The organism is Stenotrophomonas sp. ATs4 (genome assembly GCF_051861585.1).
GTDB classification, from domain to species: Bacteria; Pseudomonadota; Gammaproteobacteria; order Xanthomonadales; family Xanthomonadaceae; genus Stenotrophomonas; species Stenotrophomonas maltophilia_AS.
Genome location: NZ_JBLYPK010000002.1, coordinates 171006 through 192546, shown reverse-complemented (window position 1 = coordinate 192546; position 21541 = coordinate 171006). Strand labels below are relative to the sequence as shown.

Here is a 21541-nt window from a genome sequence, read left to right as displayed (position 1 = left end):
GACCAGCGGTCGACTCTACCTACCCAGCCTGCGCTGCGCTCGCGGCCAGCCACGCCCTCGGCGATGCCCCCAGCCGCTTGCGGAACGCCTTCGATAGCGAGGCGGTATCGGCAAACCCCACCTCGATCGCCACCTGCTTGACCGCCACGCCGGCCCGCAGCTGCGCGCAGGCCAGGCTCAGCCGCCAGTCCAGCAGATAACTGGCCGGCGTCGCCTGCATGACGTCTTTGAACACGGCCGCGAAGGCACTGCGCGACATGCCGGCGGTCGCAGCCATGCGTGGCAGCGTCCAATCGTCCTGCGGCGCCTGGTGCATCGCCACCAGCGTACGAGCCAGCCGCGCATCCGACAGCCCCCGCATCAACCCATGGCTGACGCCGGCCGCATCCGGGTGGTCCACCACCCAGCGCAGGATCTGGATCAGCGCCACCTCGAACAGGCGGTTGGTCAGCAGCCGTGAACCGCAGCGCTGGCGATCGGCCTCGGCGAACAGCAGGTGCAGGGTGTCATCCAGTTCGCCGATCGCGGCCAGCGGCACCACCATCACCGGTGGCAGCGACTGCACGATCGGATTGCGCGCGCCGCCATCGAAATCCAGCGTGGCGCAGGTGAAATCCGGGCCATCCAGCGGTGCATTGAAGAACACATGGTGCAGCGGCTGCGGATACAGCAACAGGCAGGGTGTGTCGATCTTCAACCGGGGCAGCGCGATATCGCCGTCGGGATGACGGACCTCCATTTCACCCTGGCGCAGGATGTGCAGGAAGGCACGACCGGGCTGCGGCTCGAAGACATGGCGCCCGCACAGCGGACCGCTGTGAAACAGCGCGGCCTGTACCCGGAAGCGTTCCAGCAGGGAGGAGAGACGGTCGGGTGCGGAGGTGTCGGCGGGGAGGGTCATGGATGAATGGACAACATGTGTGGCTAATTACGCCTGATGCGTCCACGCAGTCTACCTAGGATGAGCGGGTCGTCCAATCCCGGGCGCTTTCCCAAGGAGATCCACCATGTCCCGTGTCCCCCTGATCGATGCCGCCAACACCACCGCCGACCGCCAGGCCCTGCTGGGCCAGGTTCACGCCGCCTTCGGCGCCACTCCGGCCATGTTCCGCGCCGTGGCCAACTCGCCAGCCGCCCTGCAGAGCATGTGGGGTTCGTTCGGCGCGCTGGGCGGCGGTCGCCTGTCGCCGCTGCTGGGCGAGCAGATTGCCGTGGCCATCGCCAACCGCAACGCCTGCGAATACTGCCTGGCCGCCCACACCGCGCTGGGCCGTAAGGCCGGTGCCAGCAGCGAGCAGATGGCCGCCGCGCAGATCGGCCAGTCCAGCGATCCGGCCACCTCGGCGGCATTGGACTTCGCGCTGAAGGTGGTCGAGCAGCGTGCGCAGATTGCCGATGGCGATGTGCAAGCGCTGCGCGCGGCCGGCTTCGATGATGAGCAGATCGTTGAGATCCTCGCCCACGTCGCGCTCAACCTGTTCACCAACTACGTCAACGTAGTGTTCGACGTGCCGGTGGACTTCCCGAAGGTGGCGCTGCGCTGAGATGCGGTTCGGCCCGGGGGGGCAGTGGGCCGCCCGGGCTGGTCGGAACAGGGCAGATGAGGCGGGGCGACTCTACCCTTCGTCTGCCTGCAGCCGCTCGGGGTGCGTGTACACATTGAACCCGCTCTCCCGCGCAAATCCGACCAGGCACAGGCCCGCACTGCGGGCCAGGTCGATCGCCAGCGCGGTCGGTGCCGAGACTGCGGCCAGTACGCTGACGCCGGCCCGCACGGCTTTGCTGACCATTTCGTAGCTGGCGCGGCTGGAAATCACCAGCAGCCCACCCTCGATCGTGTGTTCATTGTGATGCAGGGCGCCGATCAGCTTGTCCAGCGCGTTGTGGCGGCCCACGTCTTCGCGCACCCAGCCGATGCGACCGCTGGCATCGGCCCAAGCCGCAGCGTGGGTCGAACCACTCACCGCATTCATCGGCTGATGCTGCGCCAGCGTGGCCAGCGCCCGTTGCAGGGCTGCCGGTGGGTAGGTCCGCCGTTCGCGCACCTCGGGCAGTGGCCGCAGCACCTCCTCCAGCTGCCGCGTGCCACACAGGCCGCAGCCGCCGCGGCCGGGCAGCAGGCGGCCATTGGCCGGATCCAGGTCGGCGCCGGGCGCATCGTCGGTCACGGTCATCTGCAGTTCGATGCCTTCCAGCTGCGGGCGAATGTCGATCGACAGCAGCTGCGAGGGCGTAGCGATCAGTCCCTCGCTGAGCGAGAAGCCCAGCGCAAAGTCCTCCAGATCGCAGGGCGTGGCCATCATCACCGCGAAGGCGGCGCCGTTGTAACGCAGCGCCACCGGCACTTCCTCGGCCACCACGTCGACCTGCGGCTGATGCCCCTCGCTGCGCCAGCGCTGCAACGGGCGCTGGGCCGTGCCGGCAGGCGGGGTGTGCGGTGGGGGCGAATCAGGCATGCAGCGCGTCCGGACAAGGGAGATACGCAGGTGGTGGACCACCCACGGCATCGAGAATAGCGCAGTGGCCATGCGCTGACGCAGGTGTAACCGTTGTCATGGCAGGCTGCGCTGAAAACAGCGTGCACCCACTGGCGAAGCCGCGCCGGCCGTGCTTGACTGTGGGGCTGGCCGTGCGATCGAAAGCGCCGCCGGACCGCGTTGTGCTGTTTGTTGCTGCGTTCCTCCCGTCAGGTTCCCGAACATGTCCGAGCAGAAGCCGCCGCGTTACAAGCCCTACAACCAGCCCGCCGGTGGCTGGGGTGCCGCGGGCGCCACGGCCAAGGTGCTGCTGCAGCAGAGCGTGATCGGCAAGGGGTCGAAGGCATTGCTGGCGATGAACCAGCCCGGTGGCTTCAAGTGCCCCAGCTGCGCCTTTCCCGATGCCGACGAACGCAAGAAGCTGGAGTTCTGCGAGAACGGCGCGAAGGCACTGGCCTGGGAAGCCACGCAGTTCCGTGCCGGTCGTGAGCTGTTCGCACAGCACACTGTTACCGAGCTGATGGCGCAGACCGACTACTGGCTGGAGATGCAGGGCCGGTTGACCGAGCCGATGCGCTACGACGCGGCGACCGATCACTATGTGCCGTGCAGCTGGGACGATGCCTTCGCGTTGATCGGCCGCCACCTGCAGGCGCTGGACAGCCCTCACCAGGCCGAGTTCTACACGTCCGGCCGCACGCCCAACGAAGCCGCGTTCCTGTATTCGATCTTCGTGCGCGAGTTCGGCACCAATAATTTCCCGGACTGCTCGAACATGTGCCACGAGCCGACCAGTCGTGGCCTGCCGCCAGCCATCGGGGTGGGCAAGGGCACCATCGTGCTGCAGGATTTCGAGCACGCCGAGGCGATCTTCGTGATCGGCCAGAACACCGGCACCAATTCGCCGCGGATGATGAGCAACCTGGTCGACGCGCGCAAACGCGGCATTCCGATCGTGGCGGTCAATCCGATGCCCGAGCGTGCGCTGATCCGCTTTGCCGAACCGCAGGACATGGTGCAGATGGCCACCTTCGGTTCGACCGAGATCACCAGCGAGTTCGTGCACATCCGCATCGGCGGCGATCTGGCCCTGACCAAGGGCATGATGAAGGTGATGTTCGAGCGCGAAGCGCAGGGCGAGCGCGTGCTCGACCACGATTTCCTGTCAGAACACACGGTAGGCCTGGAGGCGCTGCGCGAAGACGTGATGGCGCAGGACTGGGATGAGATCGTGCAGGTGTCCGGCATTTCGCAGGCGCAGATCCGTCGCTGTGCGGAGATCTACATCCGCTCCAAGGCCACCGTGATCTGTTACGGCATGGGGCTGACCCAGCACCAGTACGGCTCGCGCCTGCTGCAGCAGGTCGCCAACCTGCTGTTGCTGCGTGGCAACTTCGGCAAGCCCGGTGCTGGCATCGGGCCGATCCGTGGCCATTCCAATGTGCAGGGCGACCGCACCGTCGGCATCGACGAGAAGCCCAAGCCGGCCTATCTGGACCGCGTGCAGCAGGTGTTCGGCTTCGATCCGCCGCGCGAGCATGGCCACCACGTGGTCGAATCCATTGAGGCGATGCTGGACGGCAGCGCCAAGGTGTTCATCGGCCTGGGTGGCAACTTCATCCATGCCGTGCCCGATACGCCGCGTGCGTACGAGGCCATGCGCGGCCTGGACCTGACCGTAGGCATCGCCACCAAGCTCAACCGTGGGCATCTTGTTCATGGCCGCGATGCGCTGATCCTGCCGGTGGTGGCGCGCTCGGAGCGCATCGTGACGCCGGCGGGCGAGCAGTTCGTCACCATTGAAGACGCGATGTCCAATGTGACCGCCTCGCGCGGCGTGCTCGAGCCGGTCAGCGCCGATGTGTTGCCCGAGGTCGAGATCGTCTGCCGCATGGCGATGGCCGCGCTGCCGCACAGCAAGGTCGACTGGGCAGGCTGCATGCACGACTACGCACCCATCCGTGAGCTGATCGCGGCCGTGTACCCGGAGATCTACACCGGTTTCAACGAGCGCATCCAGCAGTCGCATGGCTTCCACCTGGACATTCCGCCGCGCCGCCGCGTCTGGCCTACACCCAATGGCAAGGCCAACATCCTGGTGATGCCTGGCCTGGACGTGGACGATCCCGTACATGACCCGGACATGCTGCGGTTGGCCACGGTGCGCTCACACGATCAGTACAACACCACCATCTACAGCTACAACGACCGCTATCGCGGCGTGTACAACGATCGCATGGTGCTGTTCATGAACATCGAGGACCGGCTGGCGCGCGGTCTGGAGAAAGAGGTGCTGGTCAGCCTGGAGACGATCAGCGGTGATGGCGTGCAGCGCCGCATCGAGGGTCTGACCGTGTTGGACTACCCGATGCCGCGCGGCGCGCTGGCCGGTTACTACCCCGAACTGAACCCGTTGCTACCGCTGGACTACTACGACCGGATCAGCGGCACACCCGCAGCGAAGTCGATCCCGGTGCGGATGCGGGCGATGGCGGCGGCGATTGCGTAGCACGCGCATCGGCTATCATCGGCGTGTGAACCTGCCTGGCCTGCTGCTGCGATGGATGTTGCTTGTCGCCTTGGTGCTGAATGCACCAGCGCTGGCGCTCGCCGCGTCTTCGTACAGCGGCCCGGCCAGCCAGGACCATTGCGCTGCACCGCACTCGGCCGCGATGGCGGCAGCGGGCTGCTGCGATGATGCGGCCCCGGCGGCCTGCCAGAGCGGTGAGTGCGAATGCCCGCCGGCCTGTCTTGGGATGCTGGCGACATTGAACGGAACACCGGCCTCGCCCTGGCGCGAGGCGCCTGTTCCGGCCAAGACCCAGCAACGCGCATCGCCGCCGATACTGGACCCGTTGCGTCCCCCCATCGTGTGATTTCCTGCAGGCCTCAAGCGCCTGCCATGACTGCTCGACTTTTTCTCGACTCTGCTTGCGCCTTCGATGCGTGGGCGGCGGGCCACGTTGCCCGCCTCTGCAAAGGAATCACTAATGAACCGTACTCTCTCCCTCGGCCTGCTGCTGGGCACCGTGTTGGCCACGACCGCCTGCGCTCGTGCCGCCGAAGAATCCTCTGCGGCGCCGGTCGCCAGCGAGGCGTCGGCACCGACCCAGGCCAGCCCGGCCAAGGTCGATCCGGCTTTGCCGGTGGCCATCGTGCACAAGACCGCCAGCTGCGGTTGCTGCGGCATCTGGGTTGATCACCTGAAGGCGGCTGGCTTCCAGGTCGATGTGCGCGACACCGATGACATGAACCCGATCAAGGTCCGGCTGGGTGTACCGGTCGGCAAGGCGTCCTGCCACACCGCCGAGATCGGCGGGTATGTGGTCGAGGGCCACATCCCGGCCGAGGACATCAAGCGTCTGCTGGTCGAACGCCCCGCAGCGCGCGGGCTGGTGCTGCCCGGCATGCCGGCCGGTTCGCCGGGTATGGAAATGCCGGACGGCTATGTGCAGCCGTATACCGTCGAGCTGGTGCGTACCGACGGCAGCACCGAGCCGTTTGCCCAGCACGGGCAGGGCGGCTGACAGTCAGTGGCGGTGCCGGTCGGTCTGACCGGCACCTTTCCACGCGGCCGGTTTGCTCTTTGTAGAGTCGAGCCACGCTCGACTGCTCTTCGCTTCAGTCGAGCAAGCTCGACTCTACAGATTCAACGGGCCCCGGCCGTTTCCTTGGCCAGCTGCGCGTCGAACTTCTTCTCGGCCGCATCCGCGTAGGCGTTGCAGGTCAATGCCTTGGCGCTGGCCTTGCTGCCGGCAGCGTAGTCCCAGTTGCTGGAGCCCGGGTGTGGGGTCAGCAGCAGATCGCAGGGCAGCGACCGAACCGTCGCGAAGCTGCGCTTGTAGTCCTCGATCAGGCGCGGATAACGGGGGTTGCCCTTCAACTGGTAGCCCGGTGCACTCAGGCTGTCGGCGTAGGCGATGCGCACCGGCTTGCCATCGCGGGTATCGGTCCAGGTCCAGGCGGTGCTGCCCGGGGTGTGCCCCGGCATGAAGTGCGCGGTGAACGCGATGCCACCCACCGTGACCACTTCGCCATCCATGATGATGCGGTCGGCGCTGGTGGGCGGATAGGTGATGCCGTCGCCAAAGTGCAGGTCGTCGCTACCGCCGCGCGCCAGCAGTACCGCCGATTCGGCGTTGGCCACCACGTGCGCGCCGGTGCGACGCTTGAGCTCGGCCACCGGGCCGGCGTGGTCGGCGTGCGCATGGCTGAGCAGGATCAATCGCAGGTCCTGCGGGGCCACGCCGCGCAACTTCAGGTTGTCCAGCAGGTGACCGGCCATCTGTGGCATGCCGCCGTCCAGCAGCACTGCGCCTTCGGCGGTCTGCACCAGCAGCGCGGTCAGGTTCTCGGTACCGATCTGCCAGGTGTGGTCGGCAATCTGCAGCGGCGCCATCGGCTGCAGCCAGGACGCATCCACGGTGTAGGCCCGCAGCTGTGGCAAGGGCGCTTCTGCGGCGCTGGCGTGGGTGATCGGGAGTGCCGCCGCGAGCGTGAAGGCGAGCTGGTTCAGGCGCATATGAAGGGCGTGCTGTGAAGGTGGATCGAGGCTAGCACGGCACTTTCCGATGCCGTTTCGATGATTTCTCATGCCTGCCATGAGCCTGGGTTACGGGTGTCGGAATACTGGCGCGACTGCTGCCGTGAAAGGGCGATGCGGTTCGCAACGTGTTCGCATCGCACGGGGTAGCCTGCACCGACCACAAGGAAGGAGCAGGCGCATGTGCATTGTGTGCAATCCAGGAGCTGCGGCATTCCTGCAGGCACGTCGCGAGTTTCTGGGCGGAATGGTCGGGTTGGGTGCGGGGGCGCTGGTCGGGTCGGCCGTACCGCTGGCAGCGTTCTCCGCTACGCCGGCGTCGAACCTGACAGGGCCGGCGGATGTGATCTTCCATGGCGGCCCGATCCACACGCTTGGGCCAAAGGGCAAGGTGCAGGCCATCGCGGTTCGCCAGGGGCGGATCCTGGCCACGGGCAGCCACGAGGACGTCATGCTGCATCGAGGGCGCCAGACCGACGTGGTCGACCTGCGCGGCAGGACGCTGCTGCCAGGCTTCATCGACCCGCATATGCACTCGGCGATGGCGATGCTGTCCGACTGGGTGGATGTGACGCCGTTCAGTACCGGCACGTTGGCCGAGGCGCTGTCGAAGATCGGTGCCGCCGCGAGTGCGGGCAAGCCCGGCGAATGGGTGGTTGCGCAGGGCATCGACCCGTCGCTGATGCCGGGTGAGCCGATCACCATGACGGCGCTGGATGCGGTTGCTGCGGATAATCCGGTGTTCGTCCTTGAATCCAATGGACACGTTGCCTACAGCAACAGCAAGGGCTTCGCCGCAGCCGGAGTCACCGATGCAACGCCGGATCCGGACCAGGGACGCTACGATCGCGACGACGGGAAGCTGACCGGACGCATGCAGGAGTCTCCTGCGATGAAGCCATTCATGGCGGCAATGCCGATCCCCGACGAGGATCGCTACGTCGCATTGATCCAGCAGCTGTTCTCCGACGCGGCCAAGGCCGGCTGCACAGGCCTGCATGATGCAGGCATCGGGTCCGGCGGCGTAACCGATCTCAAGGTTCTCAATCGCGTGATGGCGAAGAATCCGCCTATCCGCTATTCAGGCTTTCTTACCTCGGACCTGATGGACGACTGGGTTGAGCTGGGGCTCAAGCCAGGCCACGGTGATGACCGCTTCCGCCTGACGGGTATCAAGTTCTGGTCCGATGGCTCCAACCAGGCGCAGACCGGCTACCAGCGCGTGAACTATCTCGGCTCGGACAAGCGGGGTTCGCTGAACTACACGCAGGAGCAGCTGACAGAAGGTGTGCAGCGCGCCCACGATCTCGGTTGGCAGGTCGGTATCCATGCCAATGGCGATGCGGCCATCGATACCACCCTGAAGGTTTACGAGACCGTGCTGGCCAACACGCCACGTGCCGATCATCGCCACCGCATCGAGCATTGCAGCGTGCTGCATGGCGACCAGATCACGCAGCTCGCCGAGCTGCAGGTTTCGCCTTCGTTCCTGATCGGGCACGTGTACTACTGGGGTAAGGCCTTCCGGGACAACATCCTCGGCCCGCAGCGCGCCGATCTCTACGATCCATGCCGGTCGGCGCTGGCGGGCGGGCTTCGCATCTCGCTGCATTCGGATTTCAACGTCACCACCATCGAGCCGCTGCGCTACATCGACAACGCGGTGAACCGGCGCATGCGTGATGGCGGCGAAGTGTTGAACCCAAATGAGTGCATCAGCGTCGAACAGGCCCTGCGTGCAGTGACCATCGATGCGGCATGGCAGTGCCGAGTGGACGACATCGTCGGCAGCCTGGAGCACGGAAAATATGCGGACATGGTGATCCTCGACCGCGATCCGCTCACGATCGACCCGGCAAGGATCATCGACCTGAAGGTGATGGAGACCTGGCTGCAGGGTGAGCGTCGCTACGCCGCGTGACCCGCAGATTCCAGTGGGACCCGGGGCAACGCCGCCCCGGGCCCTGCGCGGACTCAGTAGCGGTACTGCCACCCCAGCGTCAGCACCCGACCGCGGCCGGAGAAATAGCTCGGGTTCGACGGCGTGGTCTGCGAGTAGTAGCTGATGTACTGCTTGTTTGCCAGGTTCTGCACGCCCAGCGTGAAGGCATGCTTGTCCAACGTGTAGCGCGCGACCAGATCCACGGTGGTGTAACCCTTGAACTCCGCCACCTGCGTGCCACGCAGGTCGAAGTCGCGGTCGAAGGCATGGCTGGCCTGCAGGCGGGTGCTGAGCTGCGGCGTCCAGCTCTGTTCCCAGAACGCGGTCAGCCGGTTCGGTGCGATGTTCACGCCAGCCAGGTCGCTGTCGAGGCGGCCGTCAACGTCGGCATCGTAGCGGCCGTTGGCGCGCGCATAGCCCAGGCCAAGCCGGCTGTCGCCCAGCCGCAGGCGCAGGTTGCTTTCAAAGCCTTCCACGCGGGTGGCCTGGCGCTGCACCGCATAGGCATCGATACCCGGATCGTAGATCAGTACCGAGCCGAGCTTGGATTCGGAGGTGTAGTAGGCAATGTCACCGCTGAAGCGGCCATCGTCGTACTCCAGGCCGATCTCGCGGTTGTCCGACACCACCGGTGACAGGTCGATGAGGCTGTCCACGCGTTGGCCGTCGCGGTTGATGGCGCGCAGCACGCGGCCGACGTCGGCAACGGTGTAGCCCTCCGAGTACGAGGCGTAGGCGTTCAGGCGGTCGTTGATGTACCAGACCGCGCCGAAGTTGGGCAGGGTCTCGCTCATCGTCGGTTTGCCACCGGCCACCTTGCGTGCGCCGTAACGGGGCAGGGTGGTGTAGTCGCCCACCTCCAGCTCGCCCTTTTCGTAGCGCAGGCCGCCGGACAGCATCAGGTGGTCGGTCGGCCACCAGTGCAGCTGCAGCAGCGGTGACAGGCTCTGGTAGGTGGTCTGCGGCACCCAGTTCATGCCACTGGCCAGCAGCACCTGGTGGGTGCGGTCGCGCAGGCCGTCCAGGCCCAGGGTCACGTCCAGCGTTGTGTCGGCGATGCGGCTCCAGCTCTGGGTCAGCTTGAAGCCGCGCTTGTCCGATTCGTTCTGGGTCTGGTCCCAGGCGGCATTGGCACCGGTGTTGCCCCACGGATCCCACTGGCTGGCGCCATAGCGGCCTTCGAAATCCACTGCGAAGGCCTGCGCCTGGAAACGGCCACCGAGCAGGTCGGCGGCGCTGTAGTCCACGGTGAGCGAACGCGAGCGGTTCATCGGCGGATCGAGTGGCGTATCACCGGGAACCGAAATGGTCGGGCGACCGGTCCGGTAGTCACCGTTGATGGCCAGGTAGTTGTCCAGCCCACGCAGTTCGTAGCGGTTGGCCATCACCTGCAGGCGGTGGCCCTCGGCAATGTTCCAGCCCAGCTTGGCGAATACGTTCGATGAGGTCGAGTCCATCAGCTCGCCCTGCGCGTTGGTGCCGATCGATCGGCCCTCGCCGTCGTGGTACAGACCCTGTTTCTCATAGGCCAGGCCGGCCACCAGGTCGAACAGCTCGCCGCGCACGCCCACCAGGGCCGAGCCGCGCTGGCCATTGTCATCGCTGCGGCTGGGCAGGGCGGAGCTGTAGCTGACGTTGGTGTCGAGCAGGAACGCCCCTGGCTCACTGGGCGCGCTGCGGGTGATGATGTTGACGATGCCGCCGGTACCGCCGATGCCCTGCAGCGCGTTGGCGCCGTGGATGACCTCGATGCGCTCGATCATCGCCGGGTCGATGGTGTGCGAATCACGCGAGCCATCGCGCAGCGGCGTGGACTGCGGCACACCGTCGACCATGTACAGGATGCCGCGGCCACGCATGGTTTCGCCGTAGTTGGACATCTTCTCGCGCGCCGGGGCAAACGCCGGGATCTGTGACGACAGCACCCGCGACACATCCGAACCCAGCGCCAGCTGCTGGGCGATGTCCTCGCGGGTCAGCACGGTGATGGTGTTGGGCATGGCGGTCTCGCCCTGCGGCATGCGCGCGGTCGAGGCCGATACCGTGACGCGGGCCAGCGACGTCGTCGTGGCTGATGTCGGCGCCGATGACGCGGCCCGGGCCGGGGTGCGCGGCTTCGCCGGCGCTGGCGCGGCACTCACCACGAACACACCCGGCGAACGTTCCTGCATCGCCAGGCCTTGCCCGGCCAACAGGCGCTGCAGGGCGTCGTGCGGGGTGTAGCGGCCGTCGAGGGCGGGCGCATTGCGGCCGCTCACGCTGTCGGCCGCGAACAGCAGCTGGATGCCACTCTGCCGGGCCAGCGAGTTGAGCGAAGCCTGCAGCGGGCCGGCCGGCAGGTGCAGCTCGACGGGTGCGGGCGCAGCGGTCTGCGCCGTGGCCGGCAGGGCTGCACACAGGCAGGCAGCGAGCAGGGTGGGGGCCAGCCGGCGCAGGGCGGCAGGCGGAACAGGGCGGGTCATGCGGGGGTCCTTCGGAAGGGTTCAAGCACTTGCCGGATGGGACGGCGCGCAACCCACCCTCGGCAGGGCATTCAATCGCGGGCGCGCAGATGCAGGCTGCCATCGGTGCCGGCATGCACCTGCACCGGCAGGATCTCCGGCAACAGGGCGACCGCAGTCTCGGCACGATCAGCATCGAAAACGCCCGACACCTGCAGCGGTCCCAGTGCGGGGTCGTCCAGCACGATCGGGCGGTCGTGATAGCGCTGCAGGATGCGCAGCACCTCGGCCAACGGCATGCGGTCGAACTGCAGCCGGCCACTGGTCCAGTCGGCCCGATCCGGGTCCACCGCTTCCGGTGGAGACAACGATCCTGGCTGGGCCAGCAGGCGCTGGCCCGGCTTCAGGCGTTGCTCGGCACCACCGCCGTCCACGCTGACACCGACCTCGCCACGCCACAGCGTGACTTCGCTGAGATCGCCCTGGCGGTCAACGTCGAATACCGTGCCGTAGTTGCGGACCTGGACAGGCCCGGCATCGACCTGGAAGCGGCGCCACGACGAGTGCTGTACCTCGAAGCGCGCATGGCCCTGCACCAGCAGCACCTGTCGCGAACGCAGGTGGCGACGGAGCTGCAGCTGGGTTCCCGCGTCGAGCAGCACGCGGCTGCCGTCCGGCAGGTTGATGTCACGACGTTCGCCGACAGCGGTCTGGTAGTCACGCACCTGCCAGGCGGGGTCAGCCAGCAGCAGTGCGCCGGCCGCCAGCAACAGCAACGGTAGCGCCCGTTTTGCGGTAGCTCCTCCACGGCGCCGTTGCAATTGCTCCGGGTCCGGCAACGGGAAGCGCTCTTTCAGCAGGTCGCGGTGCTGGTCGAGCATGTCCTCGGCAGACGGTTCGGCGGGCGACGACGGGGGGAGCGGGTCAGGGGACGCAGGGCTCACCGCAGTGCACCGTGCAGCCGGCAGTCGGCCATGGCCAGGCGCAGATGACGCTCGACCGCCTTCAGGCCGATACCCATCCGCTGCGCCACCTCGGCCTGGGGCAGCTCATGGATCTTGTGCAGGACGAAGACCTGCTGCCGCCGGCACGGCATGCGCTCGATGCTGGCGGTCAGCCACTGCAGTGCCTGCTGGCCCTGTGCCTGCCGCTCGGGCCCTGGGTGCTCGCAGGCGCCCTCGGGAAGTTCGGCGCGGGGCTCGACCCAGTGCCGGCGCAGATCCTCGGCGCGGCAGCGGTCGACTGCCGCATCGTGGGCGATCCTGCGCAGCAGCGCGATCGGTTGGCGGGCATCATGCACGGCCGGACGTTCCAGCAGGCGCACACAGACATCGTGCACCACTTCGCGGGCCAGCCCGGGCGAGCGGAACCGGCGATGCAGGTAGTCCACCAGTTCCTCGTAGTGGCGCACCAGCGAGGACACCAGCGGCAGCGCAGGTGGGTAGGGATGTGTCGGCGGGGGCATCCGGACGGGCAGCAAGGGTGAAGGGCGGGCGCCGGGAGGTCATCCCTGCGTGATGACGCAATACTAATGGGAACTGTTCTCGTTTGCCATGCGGTTCTTGCCGCGGGGATTGTTCGCCGCGTCTGGAAAGTGAATCCACGATCATCGGCTGGAGCGCAGAATCGGCCACGGCTAGCCTGCCTGCAGGCTCAAGGAGGTGAATCATGCATGTGCTTCTGGTGATGGTGGGTGGCGTGGTGCTGCTGGGCGTGTTCCTGCTGTTCGGGCGTCTGTGGAGCGTGGGCACGTCACAGCTGCCCACGGCGCTGATCGCATTCATGGCGACCTGGCTGCTGGTGACGGTAGCCAACATGTGGGTGGGTGTCAGCAAGGCCGGTTATGCGGTGCGCGAGGAACTGCCGATCCTGCTACTGGTGTTCGCGGTGCCGGCCCTGCTGGCCGGTCTGCTCTACTGGCGCCTGGCGCGCTGAAGGACGGCCATGAGTACACCACTGCGATTGCCGGCGTTGCGCCAGCGCGACGGCCACCATGCACGCGTGACCTACGAAGAGCTGTTCTTCGACCTCGTCTACGTATTTGCGGTTACCCAGCTCAGCCACCATCTGCTGCATCACCTGGACCTGGCCGGCGTGCTGCAGACGCTGGTGCTGTGGTTTGCGGTGTGGCTGGGCTGGCAGTATGCGTGCTGGATCAGCAACTGGTTCGACCCGGAAGCGCCGCGTATCCGCGGCCTGCTGTTTGCCACCATGCTGCTGGCCTTGCTGATGTCCTCGTCCATACCCGAGGCCTTCGCCGACCGTGCCTGGGTGTTCGCCGGGGCGTATGCCACCATGCAGGTCGGGCGCACCGTGTTCGTGCTGCTCGAGGTTGGCCGCACGCACGCGCTGGCGCCGAACTTCCGCCGCATGCTGGCGTGGTTGAGCGTGTCGGCCTGTTTCTGGCTGGCAGGCGCTGCGGCCGACGGTAATACGCGGCTGGCGCTGTGGGCAGTGGCGGTGGCCTGCGAGTACGTCTCGCCGATGTTCGGTTTTGCGTTCCCGGGGTTGGGGCGTTCGCATACCCGTGAGTGGACCATCGAAGGCGGGCACCTGGCCGAGCGTTGCCAGCTGTTCGTCATCGTCGCGCTCGGCGAGACGCTGCTGGCTACCGGTGGCGTGCTCAGCGAGGTCGAACAGTGGAGTGCTGCGGTGGTGTCTGCGGTGCTTGCCACCTTTGCCGGCACCATCGCCATGTGGTGGCTGTATTTCGGCATCTCCAGCCGCGATGCCACCGAGGCCATCAGCCACGCCGACGACCCGGGCCGGATGGGCGCCAATTTCCACTATGTGCACGCGCTGCTGATCGCCGGCATCATCGCCACAGCGGTGGGCAACGATCTGGTCATGGACCATCCGGGAGCGGTGGTGACCGCGGTGTACGCCACCGTGCTGGTGGCCGGCCCGTTGATCTACCTGCTCGGCAGCGCCTTGTACAAGCGGATCGTGTACGGACGGGCGCCGTATTCGCATCTGATCGGTGCCGTGGCGCTGGTCGTGTTGGGCGTGGTCTTGCCGCACACCCATCTGCTGGCCGCTGGGTGGCTGACCAGTGCGGTGCTGCTGGCGGTGGGGTTGATGGATACGCGGTTGAAGCACCGCCTGCGACGGGCCTGAGCTGCGCTGTCCGCCACGGTGCTTGCACCGGCGGTGGATGGGCGTAGCGTGGCGACAAAGACCCTCTGACACGGGAGTGGCGCGGCATGCAGAACATTCCGCAATGGCTGGTCTGGGCCGGGTTGTCGGCGTTGTTCGCGGCAATGACCGCGCTGTTCGCCAAAGCAGGAGTCAAGGGCGTCGACTCTGATCTGGCCATGGCCATCCGCACCCTGGTGGTAGCGGCGGTGATCCTGCCGCTGGTGGTGGTCACCGGCAAATGGTCCAATCCGTTGTTGCTGCCGGGCCGCACCCAGTTGTTCCTGGTGCTGTCGGCACTGGCCACCGGCGCTTCATGGCTGTTCTATTTCCGCGCGCTGCAGAGTGGCGAACTGGCCAAGGTGGCGGTGGTCGACAAGTTCAGCGTAGTACTGGTGATCGTGCTGGCCTACCTGCTGCTGGGCGAACGGCCGAGCCTGCGTGAATGGAGCGGCATTGGCCTGGTGGTGGCCGGGGTGATCGTGCTGGCGACGAAGAAGTAGCCGGATCCAGCTTGTCAGCGGGGCGTGCAGGATGCAGGTCTACCTCCTCCGATGACGGTGCCCAGGATGCGGGCTAGCCGAGTGCGGCGGCCATCGCCGCAAGCTTGCCGACCGTGTTGAGATTGCGGGCGGTGCCTTGCTGGGCATAGGGAGTCCGCAGGCGCGAGTCGGCCATGCCGTCGCCATAGTGGATGAAGAGCTCACGATCGCCGAGTGCCAGCTGCTCATCGCGCAGGCCAGTCACTCCGGTCAAGGGATCGGCGGGCAGTGTGGCATCCACGAACAACGCGACGACGCGATTGCCGGCGGCGTGCGGAAACGGATTGCGTGCGGCAACCGCCGCGATCTCAGCTGCCGAGCGCACCAGTACGCCCAGCGGTTTGCCGGCGTAGGCCTGCAGCCGTTGGCCAAGGGCCTGCCGCACACCGGCTTCGTCAAGCCCGCTGCGGAACACCACGTTGCCGCTGGAGATATAGGTACGAACGTCGCTGAAGCCTGCGTCCTCGCACATCGCCACCAGTTCAACCATCGGCAGTTTGCCGGTGCCGCCGACATTCACCGCACGCAGCAGCGCAACATGCACGCTCATGCGATGCCCGCCTGCAGCCGGTCGTACATGCGCACCAGATCAACCAGGGTACGTGCGCCCATCTTGCGCATCACCTGTGCGCGGCGCACCTTCACCGTGATTTCGCTGACCCCGAGGTCGCCGGCGATCTGCTTGTTGAGGCGGCCGCGCACCACGCCATCGACCACCTCGCGCTCGCCGGCATTGAGGGTGCCCCAGCGCAGCTGCAGCGCGCCGAGTGCCTCGCCGTCGCGGCGGCGCTGGCGGTCGATCTCGATGCCCTTGTGGATGGCATCGAGCAGTTCCTGGTCGCGGAAGGGTTTGGTCAGGAACTCGATGGCGCCGTCCTTGATCGCGTTGACGCCCATGGCGATGTCGCCGTGGCCGGTGATGAACACCACCGGCAGCTGCAGGCCGTGGCTGCCCATCGTGCGATGGAACTCGAGGCCGCTCTGGCCGGGCATGCGCACGTCCAGCACCAGGCACGCCGGCGCGTCTTCCAGTTCGTGTTCGAGGAAGGCCTGGGTGGAAGCGAAGGCCCGCACCTGCAGGCCCATCGAGGCCAGCAGGTCTTCCAGTGCGGCGCGCACCGACGGATCGTCGTCGACCACATAGACGATGGGTGCTGAATCGATGGCTGGGGCAGCGGGCTTACGCATGTTGAACATCCGTGGCGACGGGCAGATCAAACACAAAGCAGGCACCGCCGCCTGCTGGTCGTTCGGCGCGGATCTGGCCGTCGTTGGCCTCGATCATCGAACGGCTCAGGCTCAAGCCCAGGCCGAGCCCATGTGATTTGGTGGTCCAGAACGCATCGAACACGCGCTCGGGATGATCGGTGGGCAGGCCGACACCGCGGTCGCGCACGCTGAGGCTGACCCTCTGTCCGTTGCGCTGGGTCAACAGGGACAGGCGTCGGTCGGCGGTCGGCATCGCTTCCATCGCATCCACCGCATTGAGGATCAGGTTGCCGATCACCTGCTGCACCTGCACACGATCGGCCTGCACCGGGGGCAGGTCGGCATCGAGCAGCAGGGCCACGGCCACGCCGTGCTGGTCCAGCTCGCTGCGCGACAGCGCCAGCATTTCCTCCACCGCCAGGTTCAGGTCGAAGGCGCGCCGTTCCGGAGCTGCGCCCTGGGTGAGTCCGCGGATGCGGGCGATCACGTCACCGGCACGGTGCGCGTCGGCCAGGATGCGGGCCACGGTCTGGCGTGCCTTGTCCACGTTCGGCGGGTCCTGTGCCAGCCAGCGCTGGCAGGCTTCGGCGCTGCTGGCGATGGCCGCCAGCGGCTGGTTCACTTCATGCGCGATGGAAGTGGTCAATTCGCCCACGGTGGAGGCGCGCGCCACCCGCAGCAGGCGGCCCTGTGCTTCCTGCACGGCGGCCTTGGCCGCTTCCATCTTCAACGCAAGATAGGTGGTGATGGCAATCACCAGCATGCCGATCACCGAATTGACCAGGCCGATGCGGTAGGTGCCGAAGCGGGTGAGGAAAAAGCTCAGGGCGGTGAGTGCGATGCAGGCGAGGGCAAGGCGGACCAGCCCGCGTGTGCCAAGTACGCGCGACGCGGCGAGGATGACCGCTGCGTAGAAGCAGGCCGCAGCCACGGCGTAATCGGTAACGGTGTCGATCAGGAAGATCGCCGCCATCACGACGATCAGGGCCAGCAGCACCAAGGGGCGACGGGGCGACAGCGATGGCATCGGGATAGTTCCCTGGCGTGGGCGGAAAGGATAGCAAAGCGCTGTTCGGTAGATGCCGACCTTGGTCGGCGCGAACCAAAACGATGCCTGGTAGTGCCGGCCGCTGGCCGGCATCCGCACGGTGCTTCGGGGTGTCACGGTGTTGCCGGCCAGCGGCCGGCACTACTCCTCCAGGCTGGCGTTCCAGAACCCCTGCAGCACGCCGGGCGTGGTCGCCAGCGTGGCCAGCACGGCATCGAGCTCACCGGCATCCACCGTGGTGGCATACAGCACCGCTTCGATCTCCACATCACGCTCGCCAAACGGGCGCTGGTCCACCGCCCGCACGGGGTACTGCGCCTGCTCAAGCAGCAGCAACAGCTGGTCCAGCACCTCGGCCTGCTGCTCGCGCTGGCAGACCACGTTGATCGCATAGGTTGCCTCGCTGAACGCTTCCGGCAGCGGCTGTCGCTGGATGCGGTTCACCACCGGTCGCAACAGGGTGTTGGCGGCCAGCACGAACACGGCCGCCAGCACCGCCTCCGGCAACAGCTTGATGCCGGCGCAGGCACCCACCGCCGCAGAGCCCCACAACGTCGCGGCGGTGTTCAGGCCGGACACCTGCGCACCATCCTTCATGATCGCGCCAGCGCCGAGGAAGCCGACGCCGGAAATCACATAGGCCACCACATGCAGCGGCGACGGCGGGCCACCGTAGAGGTCATGGAAGCGTACCGCCAGATCGACGAATACCGCCGCAGCCACCGCCACCAGCGTGTTGGTGCGCAGGCCTGCGGTGCGTTGGCGCAGCTGTCGCTCCAGGCCGATGATCGTGCCCAGCACGAAGGCCACTGACAGGCTGATCAGCGAGCTGAGCGTGGCGCCGGCGTTGAACGCCGGCAGGTTCGGATTGAGGTCCATCGTGTTTCTCCCTGCGCGGGCCGGTTACTGCCAGCCGTAGCGACGGATGTAGATCCTCTTCAGTGCGGTGGTCAGCACCGCATAACCGAACAGGATCGCCACCAGGAACGGCCAGTAGCCGGCCGGTAGCGCCTGCAGCTTGAAGTAGCCGGCCAGCGGGCTCATCGGGAGGATCACGCCGATTGCCATGATCAGGCCAGTCATCAGCAGCAGTGGCGGAGCCGCGATGCTCTGCAGGAACGGTACCTTCGGCGTACGGATCATGTGCACGATCAGGGTCTGGGTCAGCAGGCCGACCACGAACCAACCGGATTGGAACAGACCCTGGTCCGCCGGCGTGCGTGCATCGAACACGTACCACATCAGCGCGAAACAGCTCAGGTCGAAGATCGAGCTGATCGGCCCGAAGAACACCATGAAGCGGCCGATGTCTGCCGGGTTCCACTTCAGCGGCTTGCGCACCAGCTCCTCGTCCACGTTGTCGAACGGAATGGCGATCTGCGAGATGTCGTACAGCAGGTTCTGCACCAGCAGCTGCAAGGGCAGCATCGGCAGGAACGGCAGGAAGGCCGAGGCCACCAGCACCGAGAATACGTTGCCGAAGTTGGAGCTGGCGGTCATGCGGATGTACTTCAGCATGTTGTTGAACGTGCGCCGGCCCTGGATGACGCCTTCCTCCAGCACCATCAGGTTCTTTTCCAGCAGGATGATGTCGGCGGCCTCCTTGGCGATGTCCACCGCGCTGTCCACGCTGATGCCGATGTCGGCCGCACGCAGCGCCGGTGCATCGTTGATGCCGTCGCCGAGGAAGCCGACCACCTTGCCCTGCGCGCGCAGTTCACGTACCAGCCGTTCCTTGTGCAGCGGCGTCAGGCGGGCGAACACACGATGCTGCTGCAGCGCCTTCGCCACGTCGGCGTCGTCCATGCGCTCGATCTGCGGGCCGGTCAGGATGGTGTCGGTCTCCAGACCGACCTGCGCGCAGACGCGGGCGGTCACCAGCTCGTTGTCGCCGGTAAACACCTTCACTTCCACGCCATGCGCGGCCAGCGCCTGCAGCGCCTGCGCAGCCGATTCCTTGGGCGGATCCAGGAAGGCCACGTAGCCGACCAGGGTCAAGCCGCACTCGTCGGCCTGCGTGTACACAGTCTGGCTGGCCGCGGTTTCCTTCATCGCTACCGCCACCACGCGCAGGCCCTGTTCGTTCAGTTCTTCGGTGGTCTGCCGTACGCGGGCCAGGCGATGTTCGTCCAGCGGCATGTCCTGGCCGTTCTCGCGCACCGTGCTGCATACCGCCAGCATCTCCTCGACGGCGCCCTTGCAGATCAGCTCGTGGTGGTCCTCGCGCTCGGAGACCACCACCGACATGCGGCGGCGCTCGAAGTCGAACGGGATCTCATCCACCTTGTGGTAGTCCTGCGACAGCCGCAGCGAACTCTGCAGCTCCACGTGCTCCAGCACCGCGCGGTCCAGCAGGTTGATCAACCCGGTCTGGAAATGGCTGTTGAGGTAAGCGAACGTCAGCACGTCTTCCGAATCGTGGCCGAACACATCGGTATGACGCTCCAGCGCGATCTTGTCCTGGGTAAGGGTGCCGGTCTTGTCGGTGCACAGCACTTCCATCGCGCCGAAGTTCTGGATCGCATCCAGGCGCTTGACGATCACCTTGCGCCGCGACAGCAGCACCGCACCCTTGGCCAGGGTGGAGGTGACGATCATCGGCAGCATTTCGGGGGTCAGGCCCACTGCCACCGACAGCGCGAACAGGAACGCCTCGGTCCAGTCGCCCTTGGTCCAACCGTTGATCAGCAGCACGAACGGCACCATCACCAGCGCGAAGCGGATCAGCAGCCAGCTGACACTGTTGACGCCGGCCTGGAACGCGGTCGGTGCGCGATCCGTGGCGGTGCTGCGCTGGGCCAGCGTGCCGAAGTAGGTGCGATTGCCGGTGGCCAGCACAACGGCCGTGGCAGTACCGGACACCACATTGGTGCCCATGAACAGCAGGTTGTGCTGTTCCAGCAGGCCAGCCAGACCGTCGCCGGGGTGCGCGAACTTCTCCACCGGCAGCGACTCGCCCGTCATTGCGGCCTGTGCCACGAACAGGTCCTTGGCGGTCAACACGCGGCAGTCGGCCGGAATCATGTCGCCGGCCGACAGCACGATGTGGTCACCGGGCACCAGCTCGCGGATCGGAAGGTCCAGCAGGCGCGCCGGGCGGCGGCTGTGCAGGTGCGCACCGAAGTACTGGTCGGCCACATCGGCGGCCTCGGTACCCGGATTGCGGCGCAACACGCGTGCGGTGTTGCCGACCAATGCCTTCAGTCGCTCGGCGGCACGGTTGGACCGGCCTTCCTGCACGAAGCGGATCAGCGTGGACAGCAGCACCATCGCACCGATGACCACGGTAGCCTTGATGTCCTCGGTCAGCCAGGACACCGCCGCCAGCACGGTCAGCAGCAGGTTGAACGGATTGCGGTAGCACTGCCAAAGGTGCCGCCACCACGGCAGCGGCTTTTCGTGATCCACCTCGTTGGGGCCGAGCGTAGCCAGCCGTTCCTCGGCCTCATGCGGGCTGAGACCATCGGCATGCGACCCCAACGTGGCCAGCAGCTCGGCTTCCTCCTGCTGCGCGAGGGTGACCAGGCCGGTGGTGAGCGCGAACGGTGCTGCTTCGGCACTGCCCGGGCCAAAACCGGCTTCGGGCATCGCACGGCGACGGAACAGGTTGCCTGCGCGACGGCTGCGCAGGAAGGCATTGAACCAGGCGTTGAGCAGGCTCATGGGACTCTCCTCGAATGTCAGAGCCGGCCGCGGCCGGAACACGAACGGAACGGATGAAACAGATCAGGCGTGGCGCATCGCCAGCACCGCCGGTGACCACGGCTGCATGTGCAGGCGCTGGCTGCCGCCGATGCACAGCGGCTTCATCGCATCGCGCAGGGGGTAGGGCAGGTGCCGCAGCACGGTGATGCGCTCGCTGATCGGCAGCAGCGACAGCGCGTCGGCCACCACGCGCGGCGAACCGAGCGACAGCGAACGGGCGAACATCACGGGGCCGTGCTGCAGCAGTTGGCTGCGCAGGCCGGCAACATCGCGCTCACCGATCAGGCGGCGCAGGGTGATGTAGAGGATCTTGTAGGACATGGGGTGCTCTCCAGGCAGACGGCGCCTGGCAGTCCCCCGTCACTCAGGCAGGCAGGGACCGGCGGGCAGGCGCCAGGAACAGGCAACAAGCGGTCATCCGGGGCGCGGTGCGCCCGGCAGGGTCGGGGTCCATCTGCGTCTCCATGAGGGGAGGGGGCCGGCCAGGATTGCCCGGGCC

At 66.6% G+C, this 21541-nt stretch carries 19 protein-coding genes; 7 read left to right on the top strand and 12 right to left on the bottom strand.

The annotated features are described in order from the left end of the window. Positions 1–19 precede the first annotated feature (19 nt). Positions 20–901 carry an AraC family transcriptional regulator gene (locus tag ABR323_RS04030; RefSeq protein WP_439448321.1) on the bottom strand — a complete coding sequence of 294 codons (882 nt, stop codon included), beginning with the start codon at positions 899–901 and terminating at the stop codon, positions 20–22. 106 nt (positions 902–1007) lie between these two features. On the opposite strand from ABR323_RS04030, the gene ABR323_RS04025 reads away from it, so the two are divergent. Continuing rightward, positions 1008–1544: a carboxymuconolactone decarboxylase family protein gene (locus ABR323_RS04025; protein ID WP_439448320.1), complete on the top strand. Its 537-nt coding sequence runs from the start codon at positions 1008–1010 to the stop codon at positions 1542–1544. A gap of 72 nt (positions 1545–1616) precedes the next feature. On the opposite strand, the gene fdhD is transcribed toward ABR323_RS04025, so the two are convergent. Continuing rightward, complete coding sequence (fdhD, locus tag ABR323_RS04020; RefSeq protein WP_439448319.1) at positions 1617–2456, bottom strand: formate dehydrogenase accessory sulfurtransferase FdhD; 840 nt, start codon at positions 2454–2456, stop codon at positions 1617–1619. 244 nt (positions 2457–2700) lie between these two features. On the opposite strand from fdhD, the gene ABR323_RS04015 reads away from it, so the two are divergent. Together ABR323_RS04015 and ABR323_RS04010 are read left to right on the top strand one after the other, a co-directional pair. Next, on the top strand, positions 2701–4986 hold the full coding sequence (locus ABR323_RS04015) for an FdhF/YdeP family oxidoreductase (protein ID WP_439448318.1): 2286 nt from the start codon (positions 2701–2703) through the stop codon (positions 4984–4986). 481 nt (positions 4987–5467) lie between these two features. Beyond that, complete coding sequence (locus ABR323_RS04010) at positions 5468–6004, top strand: DUF411 domain-containing protein (protein WP_439448317.1); 537 nt, start codon at positions 5468–5470, stop codon at positions 6002–6004. 122 nt (positions 6005–6126) lie between these two features. Here ABR323_RS04010 and blaL1 read toward each other — a convergent pair whose 3' ends face one another. Then, positions 6127–6999, bottom strand: a complete 873-nt coding sequence (gene blaL1 / locus ABR323_RS04005; RefSeq protein WP_439448316.1) for a L1 family subclass B3 metallo-beta-lactamase — start codon at positions 6997–6999, stop codon at positions 6127–6129. 202 nt (positions 7000–7201) lie between these two features. On the opposite strand from blaL1, the gene ABR323_RS04000 reads away from it, so the two are divergent. Continuing rightward, the gene (locus ABR323_RS04000) at positions 7202–8941 is read left to right on the top strand and encodes an amidohydrolase (RefSeq protein ID WP_439448315.1); all 1740 of its coding nucleotides are present in this window, start codon (positions 7202–7204) and stop codon (positions 8939–8941) included. Between the two features lie 53 nt (positions 8942–8994). Here the strand turns inward: ABR323_RS04000 and ABR323_RS03995 are convergent, their stop codons facing one another. From ABR323_RS03995 to ABR323_RS03985, 3 genes are all read right to left on the bottom strand, one after another. After that, positions 8995–11424, bottom strand: coding sequence for a TonB-dependent receptor domain-containing protein (locus ABR323_RS03995; RefSeq protein ID WP_439448314.1), 2430 nt, complete (start codon positions 11422–11424; stop codon positions 8995–8997). A gap of 71 nt (positions 11425–11495) precedes the next feature. Then, a complete protein-coding gene (locus ABR323_RS03990) occupies positions 11496–12347 on the bottom strand; it encodes a FecR family protein (RefSeq protein ID WP_439448313.1) in 852 nt (283 codons plus the stop codon). Next, positions 12344–12868 carry an RNA polymerase sigma factor gene (locus ABR323_RS03985; protein WP_439448312.1) on the bottom strand — a complete coding sequence of 175 codons (525 nt, stop codon included), beginning with the start codon at positions 12866–12868 and terminating at the stop codon, positions 12344–12346. The genes ABR323_RS03990 and ABR323_RS03985 overlap by 4 nt, the downstream gene beginning before the upstream one ends. Positions 12869–13071: 203 nt before the next feature. Between ABR323_RS03985 and ABR323_RS03980 the strand changes: the two genes are divergently transcribed. The 3 genes from ABR323_RS03980 (at position 13072) to ABR323_RS03970 (ending at position 15041) form a co-directional block, all read left to right on the top strand. After that, a complete protein-coding gene (locus ABR323_RS03980; protein WP_135273845.1) occupies positions 13072–13338 on the top strand; it encodes a hypothetical protein in 267 nt (88 codons plus the stop codon). 9 nt (positions 13339–13347) lie between these two features. After that, positions 13348–14520: a low temperature requirement protein A gene (locus ABR323_RS03975; RefSeq protein ID WP_439448311.1), complete on the top strand. Its 1173-nt coding sequence runs from the start codon at positions 13348–13350 to the stop codon at positions 14518–14520. Between the two features lie 86 nt (positions 14521–14606). Beyond that, positions 14607–15041: an EamA family transporter gene (locus ABR323_RS03970; protein WP_439448310.1), complete on the top strand. Its 435-nt coding sequence runs from the start codon at positions 14607–14609 to the stop codon at positions 15039–15041. Between the two features lie 73 nt (positions 15042–15114). On the opposite strand, the gene ABR323_RS03965 is transcribed toward ABR323_RS03970, so the two are convergent. The 6 genes from ABR323_RS03965 to ABR323_RS03940 all read right to left on the bottom strand — a co-directional run bounded on the left by ABR323_RS03965 (position 15115) and on the right by ABR323_RS03940 (position 21363). After that, the gene (locus ABR323_RS03965) at positions 15115–15630 is read right to left on the bottom strand and encodes a DUF1697 domain-containing protein (RefSeq protein ID WP_439448309.1); all 516 of its coding nucleotides are present in this window, start codon (positions 15628–15630) and stop codon (positions 15115–15117) included. Next, positions 15627–16268 (bottom strand): response regulator transcription factor, encoded by a 642-nt coding sequence (locus tag ABR323_RS03960; protein ID WP_439448308.1) that lies wholly within the window; start codon positions 16266–16268, stop codon positions 15627–15629. Before ABR323_RS03960 ends, ABR323_RS03965 begins: the two co-directional genes overlap by 4 nt. Further along, complete coding sequence (locus ABR323_RS03955) at positions 16261–17316, bottom strand: sensor histidine kinase (protein ID WP_439448307.1); 1056 nt, start codon at positions 17314–17316, stop codon at positions 16261–16263. Before ABR323_RS03955 ends, ABR323_RS03960 begins: the two co-directional genes overlap by 8 nt. Before the next feature lie 162 nt (positions 17317–17478). Further along, on the bottom strand, positions 17479–18216 hold the full coding sequence (locus ABR323_RS03950) for an MgtC/SapB family protein (RefSeq protein ID WP_439448306.1): 738 nt from the start codon (positions 18214–18216) through the stop codon (positions 17479–17481). A 24-nt stretch (positions 18217–18240) separates the two neighbouring features. Next, the gene (gene mgtA / locus ABR323_RS03945) at positions 18241–21000 is read right to left on the bottom strand and encodes a magnesium-translocating P-type ATPase (protein WP_439448305.1); all 2760 of its coding nucleotides are present in this window, start codon (positions 20998–21000) and stop codon (positions 18241–18243) included. Positions 21001–21063: 63 nt separating this feature from the next. Continuing rightward, positions 21064–21363: a hypothetical protein gene (locus ABR323_RS03940; RefSeq protein WP_005409807.1), complete on the bottom strand. Its 300-nt coding sequence runs from the start codon at positions 21361–21363 to the stop codon at positions 21064–21066. Between the last annotated feature and the right edge of the window lie 178 nt (positions 21364–21541).

Bases quoted from the DNA above. Each gene is read 5' to 3' on its own strand.
- ABR323_RS03980 (WP_135273845.1), top strand. From the start codon at position 13,072: ATGCATGTGCTTCTGGTGATGGTGGGTGGCGTGGTGCTGCTGGGCGTG.
- mgtA (WP_439448305.1), bottom strand. From the start codon at position 21,000: ATGAGCCTGCTCAACGCCTGGTTCAATGCCTTCCTGCGCAGCCGTCGC.
- ABR323_RS03960 (WP_439448308.1), bottom strand. From the start codon at position 16,268: ATGCGTAAGCCCGCTGCCCCAGCCATCGATTCAGCACCCATCGTCTAT.
- ABR323_RS03950 (WP_439448306.1), bottom strand. From the start codon at position 18,216: ATGGACCTCAATCCGAACCTGCCGGCGTTCAACGCCGGCGCCACGCTC.
- ABR323_RS03955 (WP_439448307.1), bottom strand. From the start codon at position 17,316: ATGCCATCGCTGTCGCCCCGTCGCCCCTTGGTGCTGCTGGCCCTGATC.
- blaL1 (WP_439448316.1), bottom strand. From the start codon at position 6,999: ATGCGCCTGAACCAGCTCGCCTTCACGCTCGCGGCGGCACTCCCGATC.
- ABR323_RS03970 (WP_439448310.1), top strand. From the start codon at position 14,607: ATGCAGAACATTCCGCAATGGCTGGTCTGGGCCGGGTTGTCGGCGTTG.
- ABR323_RS03975 (WP_439448311.1), top strand. From the start codon at position 13,348: ATGAGTACACCACTGCGATTGCCGGCGTTGCGCCAGCGCGACGGCCAC.
- ABR323_RS04025 (WP_439448320.1), top strand. From the start codon at position 1,008: ATGTCCCGTGTCCCCCTGATCGATGCCGCCAACACCACCGCCGACCGC.
- ABR323_RS04000 (WP_439448315.1), top strand. From the start codon at position 7,202: ATGTGCATTGTGTGCAATCCAGGAGCTGCGGCATTCCTGCAGGCACGT.
- ABR323_RS04015 (WP_439448318.1), top strand. From the start codon at position 2,701: ATGTCCGAGCAGAAGCCGCCGCGTTACAAGCCCTACAACCAGCCCGCC.
- ABR323_RS03940 (WP_005409807.1), bottom strand. From the start codon at position 21,363: ATGTCCTACAAGATCCTCTACATCACCCTGCGCCGCCTGATCGGTGAG.
- ABR323_RS04010 (WP_439448317.1), top strand. From the start codon at position 5,468: ATGAACCGTACTCTCTCCCTCGGCCTGCTGCTGGGCACCGTGTTGGCC.
- ABR323_RS04030 (WP_439448321.1), bottom strand. From the start codon at position 901: ATGACCCTCCCCGCCGACACCTCCGCACCCGACCGTCTCTCCTCCCTG.
- ABR323_RS03985 (WP_439448312.1), bottom strand. From the start codon at position 12,868: ATGCCCCCGCCGACACATCCCTACCCACCTGCGCTGCCGCTGGTGTCC.
- ABR323_RS03995 (WP_439448314.1), bottom strand. From the start codon at position 11,424: ATGACCCGCCCTGTTCCGCCTGCCGCCCTGCGCCGGCTGGCCCCCACC.
- ABR323_RS03965 (WP_439448309.1), bottom strand. From the start codon at position 15,630: ATGAGCGTGCATGTTGCGCTGCTGCGTGCGGTGAATGTCGGCGGCACC.
- fdhD (WP_439448319.1), bottom strand. From the start codon at position 2,456: ATGCCTGATTCGCCCCCACCGCACACCCCGCCTGCCGGCACGGCCCAG.